This is a genomic window from Leucobacter sp. HNU, from assembly GCF_047946755.1.
GTDB lineage: Bacteria > Actinomycetota > Actinomycetes > Actinomycetales > Microbacteriaceae > Leucobacter.
This window is the reverse complement of sequence record NZ_CP178837.1, coordinates 1,289,727-1,309,061: the sequence shown is the minus strand read 5'-3', so window position 1 is coordinate 1,309,061 and position 19,335 is coordinate 1,289,727. Positions and strand designations below refer to the sequence as shown.

General features: G+C 70.6%; 16 protein-coding genes and 2 pseudogenes. 17 read left to right on the top strand and 1 reads right to left on the bottom strand.

The window, feature by feature from the left end:
- Positions 1–46: 46 nt before the first annotated feature.
- On the bottom strand, positions 47–1,282 hold the full coding sequence (locus AB3K78_RS06420; protein WP_416446929.1) for a DUF349 domain-containing protein: 1,236 nt from the start codon (positions 1,280–1,282) through the stop codon (positions 47–49).
- A 181-nt stretch (positions 1,283–1,463) separates the two neighbouring features.
- Between AB3K78_RS06420 and AB3K78_RS06415 the strand changes: the two genes are divergently transcribed.
- From AB3K78_RS06415 to AB3K78_RS06335, 17 genes and pseudogenes are all read left to right on the top strand, one after another.
- Positions 1,464–2,903, top strand: coding sequence for a replication-associated recombination protein A (locus AB3K78_RS06415; protein WP_416447315.1), 1,440 nt, complete (start codon positions 1,464–1,466; stop codon positions 2,901–2,903).
- Positions 2,904–2,967: 64 nt separating this feature from the next.
- Positions 2,968–4,131 (top strand): acyltransferase family protein, encoded by a 1,164-nt coding sequence (locus AB3K78_RS06410; protein ID WP_416446927.1) that lies wholly within the window; start codon positions 2,968–2,970, stop codon positions 4,129–4,131.
- Between the two features lie 216 nt (positions 4,132–4,347).
- Positions 4,348–4,977 carry a 30S ribosomal protein S4 gene (gene rpsD / locus AB3K78_RS06405; protein WP_099725097.1) on the top strand — a complete coding sequence of 210 codons (630 nt, stop codon included), beginning with the start codon at positions 4,348–4,350 and terminating at the stop codon, positions 4,975–4,977.
- Positions 4,978–5,141: 164 nt separating this feature from the next.
- Positions 5,142–5,378, top strand: a complete 237-nt coding sequence (locus AB3K78_RS06400) for a YtxH domain-containing protein (protein WP_416446925.1) — start codon at positions 5,142–5,144, stop codon at positions 5,376–5,378.
- A 52-nt stretch (positions 5,379–5,430) separates the two neighbouring features.
- Positions 5,431–8,084: pseudogene (gene alaS / locus AB3K78_RS06395) on the top strand (alanine--tRNA ligase).
- 1 nt (position 8,085) lies between these two features.
- Complete coding sequence (gene ruvX / locus AB3K78_RS06390; protein ID WP_416446924.1) at positions 8,086–8,583, top strand: Holliday junction resolvase RuvX; 498 nt, start codon at positions 8,086–8,088, stop codon at positions 8,581–8,583.
- On the top strand, positions 8,580–9,704 hold the full coding sequence (gene mltG, locus AB3K78_RS06385; protein ID WP_416446923.1) for an endolytic transglycosylase MltG: 1,125 nt from the start codon (positions 8,580–8,582) through the stop codon (positions 9,702–9,704). Before ruvX ends, mltG begins: the two co-directional genes overlap by 4 nt.
- Entirely contained in the window at positions 9,697–10,638 is a 942-nt protein-coding gene (locus AB3K78_RS06380) for a shikimate dehydrogenase family protein (RefSeq protein ID WP_416446922.1), read from the top strand. The genes mltG and AB3K78_RS06380 overlap by 8 nt, the downstream gene beginning before the upstream one ends.
- 4 nt (positions 10,639–10,642) lie before the next feature.
- On the top strand, positions 10,643–11,839 hold the full coding sequence (gene aroC, locus AB3K78_RS06375; protein WP_416446921.1) for a chorismate synthase: 1,197 nt from the start codon (positions 10,643–10,645) through the stop codon (positions 11,837–11,839).
- A 218-nt stretch (positions 11,840–12,057) separates the two neighbouring features.
- A complete protein-coding gene (locus AB3K78_RS06370; protein ID WP_416446920.1) occupies positions 12,058–12,621 on the top strand; it encodes a shikimate kinase in 564 nt (187 codons plus the stop codon).
- Positions 12,618–13,715 (top strand): 3-dehydroquinate synthase, encoded by a 1,098-nt coding sequence (gene aroB / locus AB3K78_RS06365; protein WP_416446919.1) that lies wholly within the window; start codon positions 12,618–12,620, stop codon positions 13,713–13,715. Before AB3K78_RS06370 ends, aroB begins: the two co-directional genes overlap by 4 nt.
- 45 nt (positions 13,716–13,760) lie before the next feature.
- Positions 13,761–14,141 carry a hypothetical protein gene (locus AB3K78_RS06360; protein WP_416446917.1) on the top strand — a complete coding sequence of 127 codons (381 nt, stop codon included), beginning with the start codon at positions 13,761–13,763 and terminating at the stop codon, positions 14,139–14,141.
- Positions 14,142–14,259: 118 nt separating this feature from the next.
- Positions 14,260–15,315, top strand: a complete 1,056-nt coding sequence (locus AB3K78_RS06355; protein ID WP_416446916.1) for an ABC transporter substrate-binding protein — start codon at positions 14,260–14,262, stop codon at positions 15,313–15,315.
- Positions 15,312–15,773 (top strand): annotated as a pseudogene (locus AB3K78_RS06350) (ABC transporter ATP-binding protein); the annotation flags it as partial. The gene AB3K78_RS06355 and the pseudogene AB3K78_RS06350, both read left to right, overlap by 4 nt.
- A 313-nt stretch (positions 15,774–16,086) precedes the next feature.
- Positions 16,087–16,914 (top strand): ABC transporter permease, encoded by an 828-nt coding sequence (locus AB3K78_RS06345; protein ID WP_416446915.1) that lies wholly within the window; start codon positions 16,087–16,089, stop codon positions 16,912–16,914.
- Positions 16,915–16,916: 2 nt separating this feature from the next.
- Complete coding sequence (locus tag AB3K78_RS06340) at positions 16,917–17,945, top strand: Ldh family oxidoreductase (RefSeq protein ID WP_416447314.1); 1,029 nt, start codon at positions 16,917–16,919, stop codon at positions 17,943–17,945.
- A complete protein-coding gene (locus AB3K78_RS06335; RefSeq protein WP_416446913.1) occupies positions 17,942–19,318 on the top strand; it encodes an acyl-CoA thioesterase/bile acid-CoA:amino acid N-acyltransferase family protein in 1,377 nt (458 codons plus the stop codon). The genes AB3K78_RS06340 and AB3K78_RS06335 overlap by 4 nt, the downstream gene beginning before the upstream one ends.
- Positions 19,319–19,335 lie beyond the last annotated feature (17 nt).

Here is a 19,335-nt window from a genome sequence, read left to right as displayed (position 1 = left end):
ACCCCCGGGATCGAAGCTGTGGAGAGTCGGCGGGACCGAGTCCCGATCAGTCGCCGAGCGCGGCGAGCCAGGAGCGCTGCGTCGAGAGCTTCTCCTCCGCGGCAGCCTTGGCCTTGGCGTCGCCCGCCGCCTCAGCGGCCGAGATCTCGGCCTCGAGCTCGGAGATCGACGCCTCGAGCTGGCCGCGCAGGCCTTCGCTGCGAGCCTTGGTCTCGGGGTTCGTCTTGCGCCAGTGGTCGTCCTCGAGCTGCTTCACGTGATCTTCGATCGCGCGGAGCCGGCCCTCGACCGCGCGGACGGCCTCCCGGGGGACCCGGCCGATCTCGTCCCAGCGGATCTGGAACTCGGTGAGGCGCTTGCGCGCGGCGACGCGATCGGTCACCTGGAGCAGCGCCTCGGCCTCCCCGAGCAGCGCTTCCTTGGCGACGAGGTTCGCCGAGTACTCCTCGTTGGTCTGCGCCACCTCGGCGGCCTTCGCCGCGTACAGGACGTCGCCGGCCGCCTTGAACCGCGCCCAGAGCTGATCGTCGAGCTTGCGGCTGGCCCGTCCGGCGGCCTTCCACTCGTCGAGGAGCGAGCGGTACGCGGGGATCCCGTCGATGCCCTTGGGCGCGAGCGCCTCGGCGGCCGCGATGATGCGCTCCTTGCGCTGCTTGACGTCCTTGTTGGTCGCGTCGAGCTGGGCGAAGTGCGCGCGGCGCGCAGTGTCGAACTGCTGCCGTGCTGCGCGGAACCGCTTCCAGAGCGCGTCGGCCTGCGACTTGGGCACCTGCGGACCGCCGCGCTGAGCCGTCTGCCAATCGGTGAAGAGCTGCTCGAAGGCCTGTCCCGTCTCCTTCCAGCGGATGGACGACTCGGGCTGAGCGGCGAGGCGCTCGGCCTCGACGACGATCGCCTCCCGCTTCGCGACGGCCTCCTGCTTGGCGGCTTCGCGCTCGGCCTGCTGCTTCTCGGTCAGCTCGTGCGCCTTGCCGTCGAGCTTGGCGATGCGTTCGCGCAGCGCGGCCAGGTCGCCGACCGCGGCGGGCTCGACGAGCTGTTCGCGCAGGCGAGCCACGGTGTCGGCCACGTCGGCGGCGGCGGTACCGCGCGCGATGCGCTGCTCGAGCAGCGAGATCTGTCCGGCCAGATCGGCGTACTTGCGCTCGAAGTAGGCGAGCGCCTCTTCCGCGGTGCCGTCGGGGTACTGTCCGACGGCACGCTCGCCGTCAGCCTCCCGGACGTACACCGTGAGGGTCTCGTCGACTCGTCCCCAGGTCGTCTCGTTCGTCGAATCGCTCACCGTGCTGCTCACCTGTCGTTTCGGGGGTCCGCGAAGGTCGCGGCCATGACCTCTCCCACTATGCCATAGCGCTCTGGCGGGGGAGGACCCGAGTTCCCGATTCGTTGTCGGTGGTCGCGGATAGCATGGCCGCGTGACCGTTCCTACGCTTCCCGCCGCCACCGCGCCGCTCGCGGTCCGCATGCGCCCGCAGTCCCTCGACGAGGTCGTGGGCCAGGCGCACCTGCTGCGTCCGGGATCGCCGCTGCGCGTACTCGCCTCCGCGGGCGGCGGTGCCGCCGGCCCGGTCTCGGTGATCCTCTGGGGGCCTCCCGGCACGGGCAAGACCACCCTCGCGCAGGCGATCGCACAGTCCAGCGGGCGGCGCTTCGTCGAGCTCTCCGCGGTGACCGCGGGCATCAAAGACGTGCGAACGGTGATGGAACGCGCGCTCAACGACCGCGACCTCTACGACGTCGCGACCGTGCTCTTCCTGGACGAGATCCACCGCTTCACCAAGGCGCAGCAGGACGCCCTGCTTCCCGGCGTCGAGAACGGGTGGGTCACGCTCGTCGCGGCCACCACCGAGAACCCCTCGTTCTCCGTCATCAGCCCCTTGCTCTCGCGCTCCCTGCTCCTCACGCTCGAACCGCTCACCGATCAGGACCTCGGCGTGCTCATCCAGCGCGCCGTCGCCGATCCGCGCGGGCTGAACGGGGCGGTCGAACTGACCGACGAGGCGCTGGAGGCGCTCGTGCAGCTCTCCTCGGGCGACGCCAGGCGCGCGCTCACCGCGCTCGAGGCGGCCGCCGGCTCGGCGCTCTCCACCGGAGCGGGCGTCGAGGCGGGGCTCGGTGTCGAAGCGGGGCTCGGTGTCGAGGGCGAGTTCGAGTTCGACGCGATCGACGAGGACGAGGACGAGGACGAGGACGACGACGACAGCGTCGACGGGGACCCGGGCGACGGGTCCGGGCCTCCCTCGGCGCCCGAGTCGGCACCCGGCCCCGCGCTCATCACGGGCGAGATCGTGGCGGTCTCGGTCGACCGCGCGCTGCTCCGCTACGACCGCAACGGCGACCAGCACTACGACGTGATCAGCGCCTTCATCAAGTCGCTGCGCGGTTCGGACCCGGACGCGGCGATCCACTACCTGGCTCGCATGATCGAGGCCGGCGAGGACCCGCGGTTCATCGCACGGCGCCTCATGGTCCACGCCGCCGAAGACGTCGGCATGGCGGACCCTCAAGCCCTGCCGATCGCGGTGGCCGCGGCCGAGGCGACGCAGCTGATCGGACTTCCCGAGGCCCGGATCCCGCTCGCCGAGGCGACCATCTACATCGCCACGGCGCCCAAGTCGAACGCCGTCATCAGCGCCATCGATGCCGCGATCGCCGACGTCAAGGCCGGTCGCTTCGGACTCGTGCCGAAACCGCTCAGGGACGCGCACTATCCCGGTGCGAAGCGGCTCGGCCACGGCAAGGGCTACCGCTACCCGCACAGCGATCCGCGCGGCGTCGTCCGACAGCAGTACCTGCCGGACGAACTCGAGGGCACCACCTACTATCAGCCGACGCAGCACGGTCGCGAGCGCGAGATCGCCGAACGTCTGGAGAAGATCCGGCGGATCACGCGCGGAGGCTAGCGGCGGCTCTCCGTTCCGCGCAACCAGGCTCCGCGGAGACCCGAGGCGTACGCTGGTCCGGGTCATGTTCACACCAGCCTCCGCCCCGCAGTTCAGCCCGCTCGCCACTTCGCGGCCGAGGTTCCTGCTGCTCGACCTCACCCGTTTCGGTGCCGCGATGGCGGTGCTCATTTACCACTTCACCTCCCGCAAGACAGAGGTGTGGGGCGTCCCGGTCGCCGAGCAGTTCCCGCACCTCGCCCCGATCAGCGCGTACGGAGCGCTCGGCGTGCAGCTGTTCTTCGTGATCAGCGGCTTCGTGATCCTGCTCTCGGCCGAGGGGCGCAGCATCGGGCAGTTCGTCTCCGCCCGCGCCGCGCGTCTGCTGCCCGCGTACTGGGCTGCGGTGCTGCTCACGACGATCCTCCTGCTGTGGATCGCGCCCGGGGGCGACGACGCGGTGTCGTTGCCGCAGTTCTTCGCCAACCTGACCATGCTGCAGGAGACGATGGGGGAGCCCCATGTCGACGGCGTCTACTGGACGCTCTGGGTCGAGCTGCGGTTCTACGTGCTGATCGGCATCGTCCTCGCGTTCGGTCTCACCGAGCGGCGGATGATCGGACTGGCGTTCCTCTGGCCGTTCCTGGCGCTCGTCGCGCAGGAGAGCGGCAACGCGTTCCTCGCCACGCTGCTCTCGCCGAGCTACGCACCGCTGTTCGCCGGCGGCATGGTGCTCTACCTGATCCATTCGCGCGGACACAGCCTGCTCCGCTGGATGCTGCTCGGCTTCAACGTCGCGATCGCGGTCAGGCAGACCATCGCCCAGGAGATCTACGACCGGATGCCCAAGTACTCCGGTTTCGCGGGCGACGAGCTCGTCGCCGCCGCGATCGTCATCGCGATCTTCGCGCTCGTGGCGCTCATCACGCTGACCCCGCTGGCCCATCGCGGCTGGCGATGGATGACCTATGCCGGCGCGCTCACGTACCCGCTCTATCTCATCCACGAGCAGTGGGGGCGCTGGATCATCGAGACGCTGCACGCCGAGGTGCCGCCGGTCGCGCTGCTCGGGCTGACCGTGCTCGCGTGCCTGCTGCTCGCCGCCGCGATCGAACGCTGGGTGGAACGGCCGCTGCGCCCGATCCTCCGTCGCGGCCTGGACCGCTCCTTCGACGCGCTCGATCGTCGCCGAGCCGACACGAAGGATGCGCCGGGCACCGCCGGCGGATCCCGAAGCGCCGAGATCTGATAAGCTGAACGCTGGCCAACACCGCCCTCGCAGCTGGCTGCGTGCGAGAGCCCGGTGGCAGGCGCCCTGTAGCCGGGTTTCTGCACTGGTCGTTCCCTCACCGAACACGGTTCGCTGCGTCGCGTGCATCACACAGTTGATGCGGGCGCAGCATGGCCGAGAGAACACGGCCGCGCGCATCCGCGCCCGGTCCAGCAGAAACTCGAAAGGATCCACGTGTCGACTACGTCGCGTACCCGTTCCAAGACCCGCCTGTCCCGCTCGCTCGGGATCGCCCTGACCCCGAAGGCCGCGCGCTACCTCGAGAAGCGCCCCTACGGCCCCGGCCAGCACGGTCGCACCAAGCGCAAGAGCGACAGCGACTTCGCCGTCCGTCTGCGCGAGAAGCAGCGTCTCCGGGCCCAGTACGGCATCCGCGAGAAGCAGCTCGTCATCGCCTTCAAGGAGGCGCGCCGCCAGGACGGCCTGACCGGTGAGAACCTGGTCGAGCTCCTCGAGATGCGTCTCGACGCGCTGGTGCTCCGCGCCGGCTTCGCCCGCACCACCGCGCAGGCCCGCCAGATGGTCGTGCACCGCCACATCCTCGTCGACGGCAAGATCGTCGATCGCCCCTCCTTCCGCGTGAAGCCGGGACAGCTCATCCACGTCAAGGAGCGCTCCGAGGGCACCGAGCCCTTCCAGGTCGCAGCGGCCGGCGGTCACGCCGAGGTCCTGCCCCCGGTCCCGGGCTACCTCGAGGTCGAGCTCGACAAGCTCCAGGCCCGCCTGGTCCGTCGTCCGAAGCGCGCCGAGGTCCCCGTGACCTGTGAAGTGCAGCTCGTCGTCGAGTACTACGCAGCCCGCTAAGCGCTTCGCGCACCGCGAGTACGAACGGCCGTCGGAGGAATCCGGCGGCCGTTCGGCGTTTCCGGACGACGGCCGCAGCCCGCACGCGCCGAGGTGGAGGATATGAATGGCGCGCAAAGGCGCCCCCGCTAGACTTGCACGGTCGAGAGATCTGGAGGATCCCCATGCGCAGACTGTCCTGGCTGATCGTCGGAGTCGCCGCCGGTTTCGTTGCCGCCCACTTCGTCAACCAGACGCCCGAGGGGCGCCGTTTCTTCGAGCGGGTGAACCGCGGCGCGCGCGAGTTCAGCGATGCGCTCGCGAACGGGTACCGAGAGGGCGAGGCCGAGCTCGACGAGACGCTGGACGAGGTCGAGCGTCGTCTGAGCCGCCTCGAGGCCAAGCAGCGCTCGGCCGACTGAGCGCATCCCGTCTCCCACTTCGCACGCACCTCCCCAAAGGAACCAGAACCCCATGCAGACCGCTGAGATCCGTCGCCGCTGGCTCGACTTCTTCGAACGGAAGGGCCACACCGTGGTGCCTTCGGCGTCGCTCGTGAGCGACGATCCGAGCCTCATGTTCACGGTCGCCGGCATGGTCCCCTTCGTTCCCTACCTCTCGGGGCTCGTTCCTGCACCGTATCCGCGTGCCACCAGCGTGCAGAAGTGCATCCGCACCAACGACATCGAGGAGGTCGGCAAGACCCCCGTCACGGCACGTTCTTCCAGATGTGCGGCAACTTCTCGTTCGGTGACTACTTCAAGGAGGGCGCGATCCAGTTCGCCTGGGAGCTCCTCACGACGAGCGAGGCGGACGGCGGTCTGGGCTTCAGCGCCGACGACCTCTGGGTCACCGTCTACGAGGACGACGATGAGGCGATCGCGCTCTGGAAGCAGCACTCCACGCTGCCCGAGGAGCGGATCCAGCGCCTCGGCAAGGACACCAACTACTGGTCCACCGGCCAGCCGGGCCCGGCCGGCCCGTGTTCCGAGATCTTCTTCGATCGCGGACCCGAGTACGGCATCGACGGCGGCCCCGCCACCGACGACGACCGCTACGTCGAGATCTGGAACCTCGTGTTCATGCAGTACCAGGTCGCGGACGTGAAGTCCAAGACCGACTTCACGATCCTCGGCGAACTGCCGAAGAAGAACATCGACACCGGTCTGGGCCTCGAGCGCGTCGCGTTCCTCAAGCAGGGCGTCGACAACATGTACGAGATCGACGAGGTGAGGCCGGTGCTCGACCGCGCGGCCGAGCTCGCGGGCAAGACCTACGGCGCCGATCACACCGACGACGTGCGCCTGCGCGTCATCGCCGACCACGTCCGCTCGGGACTCATGCTCATCGCCGACGGCGTGACCCCGTCGAACGAGGGCCGCGGGTACATCCTGCGCCGCCTGCTGCGCCGGGTCATCCTGTCCATGCGCCTGCTGGGGGTCGACGGCCCAACGTTCGAAGCGCTGTTCCCGGTGTCGCGCGACGCGATGAAGGGCTCCTACCCGGCGGTCGAGCGCGACTTCGACTTCATCTCGCGCGCCGCCTACGCGGAAGAGAAGACCTTCCTGCGCACGCTCGCCTCGGGCATCGAGATCCTCGACGGCGCGATCGACGCCGCCAAGAGCGGCACGCGGGCCGTGCCCGGCGATACCGCGTTCCTGCTGCACGACACCAAGGGCTTCCCGATCGAGCTGACGCTCGAGATCGCCGAGGAGGCCGGGGTCACCGTCGACGAGGGCGTGTTCAAGACGCTCATGCAGGAGCAGCGCGAGCGCGCGAAGGCCGACGCGAAGGCCAAGAAGGGCCAGCGCGCCGACCTGTCGATCTACAAGGAGCTCCGAGGGCAGGGCGAGACCCTGTTCACCGGGTACGACGAGCTGACGCACGAGAGCCGCGTCCTGGGCATCGTGGTCGACGGACAGCCGGTGGCCGCTGCGAGCGAGGGACAGGTCGCCGAGGTCGTACTCGCGGAGACCAGCCTGTTCGCCGAGTCCGGCGGCCAGGACGCCGACCAGGGGCTGATCGTGGGCGACGGCTTCGAGGCCGAGGTGCTCGACGTCCAGAAGCCGGTGCCCGGCCTGATCGTGCACACGGTGCGCGTCGAGGTCGGCACGATCTCGGTCGACGCCCGCGCGGAGACCCGCGTCGACGCCGACTACCGCCGCGGCGCCACCCAGGCCCATTCCGGCACCCACATCGTGCACGCGGCCCTGCGCCAGGTGCTCGGCGCGAACGCGCACCAGGCCGGTTCCTACAACAAGGCCGGTTATCTGCGCCTCGACTTCACGCACGGCGAGGCGCTGAGCCCCGAGACGAAGACCGAGATCGAGGAGATCTCGAATCTGGCGATCCGTTCGGACTACGAGGTGGTCACGCGCGAGATGCCGCTCGACGAGGCGAAGGCGCTCGGCGCGATGGCGCTGTTCGGCGAGAAGTACGGCGAGCGTGTGCGCATGGTCGACATCGGCGGTCCCTGGTCGCGCGAGCTGTGCGCAGGGACCCACGTGTCGAGCTCGGCCGAGGTCGGCATGATCAACCTGATCTCGGAGAGCTCTGTCGGCTCGACCAACCGCCGCATCGAATCGCTCGTCGGGCTCGAGGCGTTCCGCAGCTTCGCCGCCGAGCGCGCCATCGTGCACGAGCTGTCGGCCGGACTGCGCACCCCGCGCGGCGAGCTGGTGCAGCGGGTGCAGGACCTCGGCGCGCAGCTGAAGGCCGCCGAGAAGAAGATCGCGCAGCTCGAGGCGGCGAAACTCGCGGAGCGGGTGCCCGAACTGCTTGCCGGTGCGGAGACCCTCGGGTCCGTTCGCGCCGTGCTCGGCTCCCTCGGAGCCGTCGGTTCCGCCGACGACGTTCGCGGACTGGTGCTGCAGCTGCGCGACCGGCTGGCCGACGAGGCCGGCGTGGTCGTGCTCGCCGGCGACGCCGGCGGCAAGCCCGTGGTGATCGCCGCGACGACCGCAGGTGCCCGCGATGCGGGCATTCGCGCGGGTGATCTCGCCAAGCTCGGAGCGAAGGTGCTCGGCGGGGGCGGTGGCGGCAAGCCCGACCTCGCGCAGGGCGGCGGCGCGGACGTCTCCAAGATCGACGACGCGCTCGCCGAGATCCGGCGCAGCATCGGAGCATAGGGTGCGCTCGGGCGTCCGCCTCGGCATCGACGTGGGCCGCGCCAGGATCGGCGTGGCCCGCTCCGATGCGCACGGCATGCTGGCGACGCCGGTCGAGACGGTGCGACGCGTCGCCTCGGGCGGCCATGACGTGGAGCGGATCATCGCCCTCTTCGCCGAGCACGGTGCGTTCGAAGCCGTCGTCGGCCTGCCGCTGAGCCTCAGCGGTGATCGCACGCCGTCGACCGACGATGCCGAGGCGTTCGCGCAGCGGCTCGCCGAGCGGGGCCTGCCCGTTCGCCTCGTCGACGAGCGCCTGTCCACGGTCTCGGCCCAGAGCCAGCTGCACCAGGCTGGGCGCAACACCAAGAACAGTCGCGGGGTGATCGACCAGGCGGCGGCGGTCGTCATCCTGCAGCACGCGCTCGACAGCGAGCGCGCGCAGAGCGCGCCGCCCGGCGAGGCGCTCGCCCCGCAGAACGCCGACCCGATCGCCGAGGACCGAGGAGACGAACGATGAACGCACGAGAGAAGCGCGGCCGCCGCGCCAAGCAGGAGAGCAGTACCGGCAAGCGGGTGCTCATCGTCCTGCTCGTCGCGGTGCTCCTGCTCGGCGGTCTCGGTGCCGGCGTCGCGGTCCTCTGGTCGAGCTTCGGCTCGCAGATCTCGAAGGCCATGGGCTGGGAGAAGAACGACTACGAAGGGTCCGGCACCGGATCCGCGGTGGTCACGATCCGCGAGGGTGAGATCGGCAGCGACATCGCCGCGTCCCTGGCGAAGCAGGGCGTCGTGAAGACGTCCGAGGCGTTCTACGATCTGCTGCTCAAGCAGGATCCGGCCGTCGAGTTCCAGGTCGGTTCCTACCAGCTGAAGAAGCAGATGAGCGCGAAGGCGGCCCTCGCCGCTCTGCAGGACCCGAAGAATCAGATCAAGCTGACGGTGACGATCCCCGAGGGCATGGCCGCGAGGGACGCGCTCGCGCGGATCTCGAAGGTCACGGGGATCCCGCAGGCGGACTTCGACGCCGCGGTCAAGGACCCGGCGCAGTACGGGATTCCGAAGGCGGCGCCGTCGATCGAGGGGTTCCTGTTCCCGGCGACCTACACCTTCGAACCCGGAGACACGGCGCAGACCATCGTCAAGAAGATGGTGGAGCGGATGGGCCAGGCCCTGCGCGAGCACGGCGTGCCCGAAGCGGATGAGCTGCGCGTGCTCACCCTCGCGTCCATCGTGCAGCGCGAAGCGGGCTCGAACCAGGCGGACTTCCCGAAGATCGCCCGCGTGTTCCAGAACCGGCTCGATCAGGGGATGAAGCTGCAGTCGGACGCCACGGTCGCCTACGGCACCGGCAACACCCACACGGTGTGGACCACCGAGGCCGAGCGAGCGGACGCGTCGAACAAGTACAACACCTACGCGAACCCCGGTCTGCCGATCGGGCCCATCGGGCTCCCGGGCGATGTCGCGATCGAAGCCGCCATGAAGCCCGCTCCGGGCAAGTGGCTCTACTTCGTACCGGTCAACCTCGAGACCGGCGAGACCGTGTTCTCGGAGACCAACGAGGAGCACGAGGCCGCGGTGGCCAAGCTCGGGCAGTGGTGCGAGGCGCACCGGGCTCAGGGCGGCAAGCGCTGTGACTGATCCCACGACGTACGGTGCGCCGGCTGTCGAGCCGGAACTCCGCGCGACCGCGCAGCGATTGGCGGTCCTCGGCAGCCCCATCGAGCATTCCCGCTCGCCGCAGATCCATCGAGCAGCCTATGCAGCACTCGGCCTCGACTGGAGCTACACCCGGGTGCGCTGCGGGGCCGCCGGCCTCGAAGCGTTCCTGCGAGGCCGGGGCCCGGAGTGGCGCGGCTTCTCGGTGACGATGCCGCTGAAGGAGGAAGCGCATCGGATCGCGACGGTGCTCGATCCAGTTGCGACCGAGAGCGGCGTCGTGAACACGCTCTTCAGGATCGTCGCCCCCGGCGACGCGGCACCTCGGTGGGCCGGCTACAACACCGACGTGCCGGGCCTCGCCGCGGCGATCTCCCGCGCAGGTCTCGACGCGCGGCGCACGATCGTGCTCGGGTCGGGTGCGACCGCTGTCTCCGCGCTGCTCGCGGCCAGGCGCCTCGGCGCCGAGGGCGTCACCATCCTCGCGCGCAACACCGCGGCGATCGCAGACCTGGTGGCGCGATTCGACGGCACGAGCGAGCCCATGGGGTCCGCCGTGCGCGTCTCGGGCGCGGCACTCGGTACGGGCGACGGGACCGCGGTCGCCGGCGCCGCCGATGCGACGCTGGTGATCTCGGCCCTGCCCGGACCCGTCGGGCGCGGAGTCGCGCTGCCCGCGGGTGTGGAGCGCGCCCCGCTCTTCGACGTCGCGTACGATCCCTGGCCGTCCCCGCTCGCCGAGCGCTGGCGGGCCGCAGGCGGAGTCGCGCACCCCGGCCTCGACATGCTCGTGGAGCAGGCGCTGGTGCAGGCCCGGATCTTCGTCGCGGGGGAGCCGTCGCTCCCACTGCCCGACGAAGCGGCGTTGCTCGGCGTCATGCACGGCGCAGCGGACCTGCCGCGTATGGAAAGATAGATCCATGCTGCGTTGGCTCACGGCCGGGGAATCCCACGGCCCAGAACTCATTGCCGTACTCGAGGGGCTGCCCGCCGGTGTGCCCGTTTCGATCGACGGGATCCGCGCCGACCTCGAACGGCGCAAGCTCGGCTACGGCCGCGGCTCGCGCATGAAGTTCGAGCAGGACGAGCTCCACCTCTCCGGCGGCGTCGTGCACGGTCGTTCCATCGGCGGCCCGGTCGCGATCCGCGTCGGCAACACCGAGTGGCCCAAATGGACCGAGGTGATGAGCCCCGAGCCGATCGAGCTCTCCGAGAAGTCGCGCGGCCGAGGCGCCCCGCTCACCCGTCCCCGCCCGGGTCACGCCGACCTGACCGGCATGCAGAAGTACGGCTTCGACGAGGCCCGGCCGGTGCTCGAGCGCGCGAGCGCGCGCGAGACCGCCGCGCGCGTCGCACTCGGTGCGGTGGCACGCGCGTTCCTGGCCGAACTCGGGATCCGCCTCGTCAGCCACACGGTCTCGATCGGCGCGGTGGAGACGCCCGCGGGCACCCCGCTGCCCCGCCCGGAGGACGTCGCGGCGCTCGACGCGGATCCGCTGCGGTGCTTCGACACCGCCACCAGCGAGCGCATGGTCGCGGAGGTGGACGACACCAAGAAGTCGGGCGACACCATCGGCGGCATCGTCGAGGTGCTGGCCTACGGCCTGCCGCCGGGGCTCGGATCCTACGTGCACTGGGACCGACGGCTCGACTCGCGTCTCGCCGGCGCGCTCATGGGCATCCAGGCCATCAAGGCGGTGGAGATCGGCGACGGCTTCGAGACCACCCGTCGCCGCGGCTCCGAAGCCCACGACGAGCTGCACCTGCGCGACGGCCGGATCGTGCGCGACACCGGTCGGGCCGGCGGTATCGAGGGCGGCATGACCACCGGTCAGCTGCTGCGGGTCCGCGCGGGAATGAAGCCCATCGCGACGGTCCCGCACGCGCTGCCCACCATCGACGTCTCCACGGGCGAGGAGTCGAAGGCGCACCATCAGCGCTCCGACGTCTCGGCGGTTCCGGCCGCGGGCGTGGTCGCCGAGGCCATGGTCGCGCTCGTGCTGGCCGACGCCGTCACCGAGAAGTTCGGCGGCGACAGCGTCGCGGAGACGAAGCGCAACCTCGACGCCTATCTCGCTGCGATCCCCGAGAACCTCGCGACCGCGCTCGAATCGTGACCGCGTCCCGCCGCGCCGGGCGCGAAGCGGGCCCGCCCGCCGCGCGTCCGATTCCGGCTCCACCGCGCACGGCTCCCGTCCCGGTGCAGCCGAGCGTTCCCGATGAGGGCGGGTCCGCCCGCCGAAGCCGCAGCGCGGAAGACGCCACCGAGACGGCGGCGGCGACATCCCGTCGCGGCGCCCGGCGTCGACCGGCGCGTCGTCGGCGCCGGGGACGGGTGCCCGATCTCGCCGTCGTGCTCGTCGGCCCGATGGCCGCCGGCAAGACGAGCCTCGGGCGCCGATTGGCGCGTGAGCTCGGGGTCCCGTTCGTCGACACCGACGCGGTCTTCGTTCGCGAGCACGGTGCCATCACCGAGTTCTTCGCGGCGCACGGCGAGCCCGAGTTCCGCCGCATCGAAGCCGAGGTGATCGCCGCGCAGCTCGCCGAGCCCGGCGCACGCATCGTCGCCCTCGGCGGCGGTGCCGTGCTGCACCCGGACACCCGGAAACGACTCGCGGCGCACCCGGTCGTGCTCCTCATGACCACGGAGCGCGCCGTGCTGCGCACCGCGAACCTGTCGCGCCGACCGCTGCTGCGCGACGATCCGGGCGCATGGGGCCGCATCCTCAAGGAGCGCAAGCCCCTCTACGAGGAGGTCGCGGATGTCACCTTCCGCACCGACCGCGCCACCAAGGAGCAGCTGGCCCTGCGCGCGGCCGAGTGGGTGCGCGCGCAGGGCCGCAAACGAGCGGCCGAGCAGGCCAGGAACCGCAGCCGATCCGAAGGAGAGTCCGAGTGAGTGAACCGTCGAGCGAGTCGTCCGTGACCACCATCGAGGTGACCGGAGACGCCGACTATTCGATCTCGGTGGGACGCGGGATCCTCGACCGGGTGCCCGAGGCGCTGGGCGACCGCGTCGCCAAGGTGCTCATCATCCACACGCCGACCGTCGGACGCTTCGCCGATGAGCTCCGTACCGCGCTGCAGGAACGCTACGGCCAGGTCCTCCTGGCCGAGGTGCCCGATGCGGAGTCCGCGAAGCGCGTCGAGGTCGCCTCCTTCTGCTGGCAGGTGCTCGGCCAGGCCGACTTCACCCGTTCCGACGCGATCATCGGGCTGGGTGGCGGAGCCGTGACCGATCTCGCCGGTTTCGTGGCGGCGACCTGGTTGCGGGGAGTGCGCCTCGTGCAGATCCCCACCACCGTGCTCGGCATGGTCGATGCGGCGGTCGGCGGCAAGACCGGGATCAACACCTCCGAGGGGAAGAACCTCGTCGGCGCGTTCTATGCGCCGCACGCGGTCATCTGCGACCTCGCCCTGCTCGACACGCTGCCGCGCAACGAGATCCTCGCGGGCTTCGCGGAGGTCGCCAAGTGCGGCTTCATCGCGGAGCCCGAGATCCTCGAGCTGCTCGAGGCCGACGTCGATCGGGCGACCGACCCGCAGACCGCCGAGTTCCGACGCCTCGTCGAACTCGCGATCGGGGTCAAGGCCCGCGTGGTGTCCGAGGACTTCCGGGAGGGCGGCCTGCGCGAGATCCTCAACTACGGCCACACCCTCGGCCACGCGATCGAGCACGCGGAGCGGTACCAGTGGCGGCACGGCGTCGCCATCTCGATCGGCATGATGTACGCCGCCGAGCTCGGCCGGATGGCGGGATCCCTGTCGGACGAGGCGGTCGAACGGCACCGTCGGATCCTGTCCTCGCTCACGCTGCCGCTCTCGTACCCCGCCGGTCGTTGGCCCGGGCTGCTATCGGCGATGCAGCGCGACAAGAAGGCGCGCGCGGGCATGCTGCGGTTCATCGTGCTCGACGACATCGCGAAGCCGCGCGTGCTCGCGGGCGTCGACGAATCGGTGCTGCAGTTCGCCTACCAGGAGATCGCGAACTAGCGATCGGGCGCCCGCGGCGACCGGGCACGACGAAAGGCGGAGCGCATGGGTGCATGGGGAGTCTCACCGTGGGACACCGACGGAGCGGCGGACTGGTTCGCCGAGGTGTTTGCGGGCCTCGACATCGACGCGCACATCGCGGAAGCCTTCCAGTACGACGATGACTACGACCGCGTGCGCGCGGCCTGCTACCTGCTCGCCGTGCTCGGGCGCAGCACCGTGTGGCCCGGGGACCTCGAGCGGTTGGACGCGCATCTCGAACGCGGTATCGAACTGCTGACCGACATGATCGAGCCCGACTCCGAGTTCCTCGAACTCTGGGAGGACGAGCCCGAGGTCGTCGAAGCGGTCCGCGCGGAGATCGCGCAGCTGGAGGCGCGCCTCGACGGCGATGATGAGGACGGTGAGGATGCGGACGAGCTGTGAGTTCTCCCGCGTGACCGTATGTGACATGCAAGAACTCCTGTGAGTCAGCTGGGCCGATAGGTTTTCGGGAAGACCCGATCGGGCGCCGAACGGGCGCCCCCGAACTCCTGGAGCCCCGATGACGCTTCGACGACGACTCGCCGGAGGCGCTGCCCTCCTCACCGCCCTCGCCCTGCTCACCGGCTGCGCGAACGGGGGGAACGACGCGCAGGGGAGCAGCGAGTCTGCGGCGGACGCACCGAAGATCACCTTCCTGTACTCGCCCTATGCCGACTACGCGCCGTTCTTCCTCGCCGAGAAGAAGGGCTACTTCGAGGATGCCGGTCTCGACGTCGAGCTGATCTCGAAGAGCGGCAGCTCGGGCGAGACCTACCAGCAGGTCAGCACCGGCAGCATCACGGCCGGCGGTGCGACCTGGGGCGCCGGGCTGTTCAACGCGACCAAGGCGGGCACCTCGATCTCGGTCATCGCGAGTGTCTCCAAGATCCCGTCCGAGGGCAAGAACCCCGCGCCGCTGATGGCCTCGGAGAAGTCCGGGATCACCGATGCCAAGGACCTGAAGGGGAAGAAGATCGGTATCCCCGGCGACGGCGGGTTCGGCATCTACTCGGTGGCGCTCGCCCTGAAGTCGGTCGGGCTGGACCTCGACGACGTGAAGCTCGTCAACCTGAGCCCCGGAGACATCCCGCCCGCGATGGCGAACGGCTCCATCGACGCGAGCTGGACGATCGAGCCCATCTCGTCGGCCATCACGCAGAAGAAGCTCGGCCACGAGCTGCTCGGCGTCGACTACCAGTCGGGCGTCGAGCTGGGCGCGCTCGTGTTCAACAGCGACTACGTGCAGAAGCACCCGAAGGCCGTCACCGCCTTCACGGCGGCGTACCTGCGCGCGGTCAAGGAGCTCGAGAACGGGGGCTGGAAGGATCCGGCCGACCAGAAGATCATCGCCGAGTACACGGACCTGCCCGTCGAGACGCTCCAGTCCATCGGCCTGACCCGCCAGGATCCCGAGGGTGCGATCGACTGGAAGGACGTCTCCCGGCAGGAGCAGTTCTTCCGCGACCGCGGAGCGCTCGAGTTCGACGGGGATTCCGGTATCCAGAAGATCTTCCGCAAGGACATCCTGCAGCAGGCCGTCGCGGATTCCGAGAAGCAGCCGAGCGCGAGCTCGTGAGCGCCGGCATCTCCATCCAGGGGCTCTGGAAGGCGTTCCCGAGCGCCGAGTCGAAGGACGAGGTCCTCGTCGCCGTGGAGGACGTTTCGCTGGAGGTCCGCGAGAACGAGTTCGTCTGCGTGCTCGGGCCCTCGGGCTGCGGCAAGAGCACGCTGCTCCGCGTGGCCGCGGGACTCGAACAGGCGAGTCTCGGCTCGGTCACCACCGAGAGCCGGCCGTCGGTCGTGTTCCAGGAGCACGGCGTGTTCCCGTGGCTCACCGTCGCGGAGAATGTCGCCTACCCGCTCAAGCTGCGCGGTGTCCCGCGAGCCGGACGACGGGAGCGCGTGCGCGAGCTGCTGCAGCTCGTCGGTCTCACCGAGTTCGCGAGCTACTACCCGGCCCAGATCTCGGGCGGGATGCGTCAGCGGACCTCGGTCGCTCGTGCGCTGGCCGACGACGGCAACGTGCTGCTGATGGACGAACCGTTCGGCGCGCTCGACGAGCAGACCCGCGTCGCGCTGCAGCAGGAGCTCCTGCGCATCTGGGAACGGACCTCGAAGTCGGTGCTGTTCATCACGCACAGCGTCGACGAGGCGCTCACCCTGGCGGACCGAGTGGTCGTCATGTCGCATCGCCCCGGCCGCATCATCGCGGAGATCGAGATCCCGTTCGGGCGTCCGCGGGACATCATCGAGCTGCGCCGCGATCCCCGCTACGGCGAGATCACCTACCAGCTCTGGAATTTGCTGGAGCAGGGTACCGAGCCGGCTTCGGAGCAGGGGAGGCCGCGTGACCGCGCAACTGGAGCAGGCCGGAGCGGACGAGACGCAGCGACTGCTGGTCGAGGCCGTCCGCGCAGAGCGCGGATCCGCGTGGGTGCGCCGGATCGGCCCGTACACGCCGTTGCTGCTCATCCTGGTGTGGGAGCTGCTGAGCCGGGTCGGGGTGCTCGACGCGCGCTTCTTCCCGCCGCCCTCCTCGATCGTCTCCACCTTCGTGAAGATGCTGCTCGACGGGGTGCTGCTCGAGCACACGGCCATGACGCTGTCCCGAATCCTCATCGGCTTCGTGCTGGGGGCGGTGCCTGGGGTGCTGCTGGGCGTGCTGCTCGGAACCGTCCGCCCGCTGCGGCAGCTGCTCGAACCGATCTTCTCGAGCCTGCTGCCGATCCCGAAGGTCGCGATCTTCCCGCTGCTCCTGCTCATCTTCGGGCTCGGCGAGACGAGCAAGTACGTGATCGTCGCGATCGGCGTCTTCTTCTACCTGTTCTTCAACACCATGAGCGGGGTCATGCAGACGCCGCCGCTGTACGAGGACGTGGCCCGGGCGAACGGCGCCTCCCGTCTGCAGCGCTGGTTCACGGTGTCCTTCCCGTATGCGCTGCCGTCGATCTTCACGGGCATGAAGCTCGCGACCGGCGGTGCGTTCGTGATCATCGCGGCCTCGGAGTTCGTGGGGTCGCAGAGCGGACTCGGGTACCTCATCTGGAGCTCCTGGTCGACGTTCGCGGTGTCGAAGATGTACGTCGGGATCGTCACGATCTCGGCGCTCGGCTACGCCGCCACCGCGCTGGAGGGCGTCATCGAGCGCCGCGTGGTGCCGTGGGTGAAGTACTGATCGTGCCGCAGCCCCAGGAACACCGGCACGACGGCACGATCGAGCTGGCCTTCGCCGAGCTGGTCGCCCGGCTCGAGATTGCGATCGCTCCGTTCACGGGATCCGGTACCGGGTTCCCGCACGAGGACGCGCGCCGAGGCGCCCGGTGGATCGCGCGCGCCGAAGCGCTCGACCTCCCCGGTTTCGGCGTCGCGATGCTGGCCCGGGATCTGCGGTCCGCCGCGCTCGACCGGTCGGCCGGTCTCGCGTCCGAGAGCGCCGCAGCCGAGGTCCGGGCGCTGTCGAGCATCGACGCCTCCGGAGTCCCCGGACCGCTGGCGCTGGCGCGCGCCGTGCGCGAAGCCGGTGCCTCCGCCGCGGCTCACGGCATCGGAGCAGTCGCGCTGCGGGAGGTCGGAGCGCTCGGCGTGCTCGGCCTGGCCGTGCGCGAGCTCGCGCTCGACGGTCTCGTCGCGGTCGCGGTCGCTCAGGCCCCGGCTGCGGTGGCTCCGTGGGGCGGGGCGGCCCCGGTGATCGGGACGAACCCCATCGCCTTCGCCGCCCCGCGTTCCGCTGCAGCGCCGCTCGTCGTCGATTTCGCGACCTCGCGCGCGACGCTCGCGGCGGTGCGCGCCCACGCGGCCTCCGGCGTTGCGCTCCCGGCAGGCGTCGCGCTCGACGCGGAGGGGCGGCCGACGACCGACCCGGGGGCCGCATCCGCGCTGCTCGCGGAAGGGCGGATCGCTTCGCTCGCCGGCCTCCTCGTCGAGGTCCTCGCCGGAGCAGCGGCGGGTGGCCGAGGGACCGGTGCGCACCCGGTCGACGGCCGCGGTGCGCTGCTCCTCGCGCTGGACCCGGCGTCCACCGGTGGGCTGCACGCCGCCGACGTCGGAGCCGAGCTCTCGGCGGCATGGACCGCCTCGGGCGGCCACCTGCCCGCACGCTTCGACGCGCTGCCGCTCGATCCCGCCGACGAGACCGGCGCGGTCCGGGTGAGCGCCGCGGCTCTCCACGAACTCGAGTCCGCTTCCGCGGGCGGAGCCGCCGCGTGAGCACCGCGTTCGAGATCCGGGCGGAGCCCGCGCGAGCACTGCTCTCCGAGCGGCACCGCATCGAGGTGCTCGGAGCCGTTCCCGGCGCGCTCGTCACGCTGCGCGCCGAGACGTTGCGCGGTGAGGAGCTCTGGGGCGCCCAGGCCACCTTCCTCGCGGGCGAGGACGGCCGGATCGATCTCGATCACGATGCACCGGTCTCGGGCGACTACCGCGTCGCAGATGCGATGGGGCTCTTCTGGGCGCAGCGTCGCGAGACGGCCCGGGGCGGGGGAGTCGAGCCCGTCGACCCCCGGGTTCCCGTCGTCACCCGGATCGTCGCGACGCAGGAGGCGGGGACCGGCTTCCTCGATCTGCCCGGCGGCGGCGCCCGCAGGGTCAGCGCGGAGACGGAGGTCCGGCAGGACCTGCTCGCCGACGGGGTGCGTCGGGAGGAGGTCCGGCACGACGGCCTCGTGGGCACGCTCTTCACCCCGCCCGGACCGGGACCCTTCCCGACCCTCATCGTCATGAACGGCTCCGGCGGCGGCATCAACGAGGCGCGCGCCGCCCTGTACGCCGCGTACGGCATCCGAGCCTTCGCGCTCGGTTACTTCCGAGCACCCGGCCTGTCCCACTACATCTCGCGTACTCCGCTCGAGTACTTCGAGCGGGCGCTCGACTACGCGGCCTCGGAGCTGCACCCGCTTGGCGGGCTCCCGCTCGTCAGCGGGCAGTCCCGCGGCGGCGAGCTCTCGCTGCTGCTCGCGGCGCGGTTCCCGGAGCGGGTCGCGGGCGTGGTCGCGTTCGTTCCCGGTGCATTCGCGTTCGGGGCGCAGGGCGCGGCGGACCCCTCCGAGGGGTGGGACGGGCCCACCTGGACCTGGCGCGGCGAGCCGGTCGAACACCTGTGGCGCGGCAATCGGGGCGTGGACTGGCAGCCCTGGAACGATGCGCCTCCGCCCACCCGGCACGCCGACGTCTACGTGGACGGCCTGCACGACCGCGACCTCGCCGCCGCCTCCCGGATCCCCATCGAGCGTTTCGCGGGGCCCGTGCTCTGCGTATCCGGGCTCGACGACCGGGCCTGGCCCTCGAGCTTCGCCTCCCGCCTGGTACTGGGCACTCTCGAACGGCACGGTCATCGCGCCGAGCGGCTGCACCTCGACTACGAGGAGGCGGGTCACGGCATCTCGGTGCCGCACCTCCCGAGCACCGAGATCGCCCGGGTGCATCCGGTGTCCGGGGTCCACTACTCGAACGGCGGCACACCGTTGGGCAATGCTCGGGCGAGCGAGGATTCGTTCCACGCCGTCCGGGCGTTCGTCCACCGGACCGCGGCCGCTCGTGCGGACCGGACCTCCGGTGCCGCCTCCGCCTCTCAGAACGACTGAATCGAACCGAAGGAGAT

What these genes read in the sequence shown, in the direction of transcription:
- AB3K78_RS06415 (WP_416447315.1), top strand. Translation starts at nt 1,464, where the DNA reads ATGCGCCCGCAGTCCCTCGACGAGGTCGTGGGCCAGGCGCACCTGCTG.
- AB3K78_RS06410 (WP_416446927.1), top strand. Translation starts at nt 2,968, where the DNA reads ATGTTCACACCAGCCTCCGCCCCGCAGTTCAGCCCGCTCGCCACTTCG.
- AB3K78_RS06400 (WP_416446925.1), top strand. Translation starts at nt 5,142, where the DNA reads ATGCGCAGACTGTCCTGGCTGATCGTCGGAGTCGCCGCCGGTTTCGTT.
- mltG (WP_416446923.1), top strand. Translation starts at nt 8,580, where the DNA reads ATGAACGCACGAGAGAAGCGCGGCCGCCGCGCCAAGCAGGAGAGCAGT.
- aroC (WP_416446921.1), top strand. Translation starts at nt 10,643, where the DNA reads ATGCTGCGTTGGCTCACGGCCGGGGAATCCCACGGCCCAGAACTCATT.
- AB3K78_RS06360 (WP_416446917.1), top strand. Translation starts at nt 13,761, where the DNA reads ATGGGTGCATGGGGAGTCTCACCGTGGGACACCGACGGAGCGGCGGAC.
- AB3K78_RS06355 (WP_416446916.1), top strand. Translation starts at nt 14,260, where the DNA reads ATGACGCTTCGACGACGACTCGCCGGAGGCGCTGCCCTCCTCACCGCC.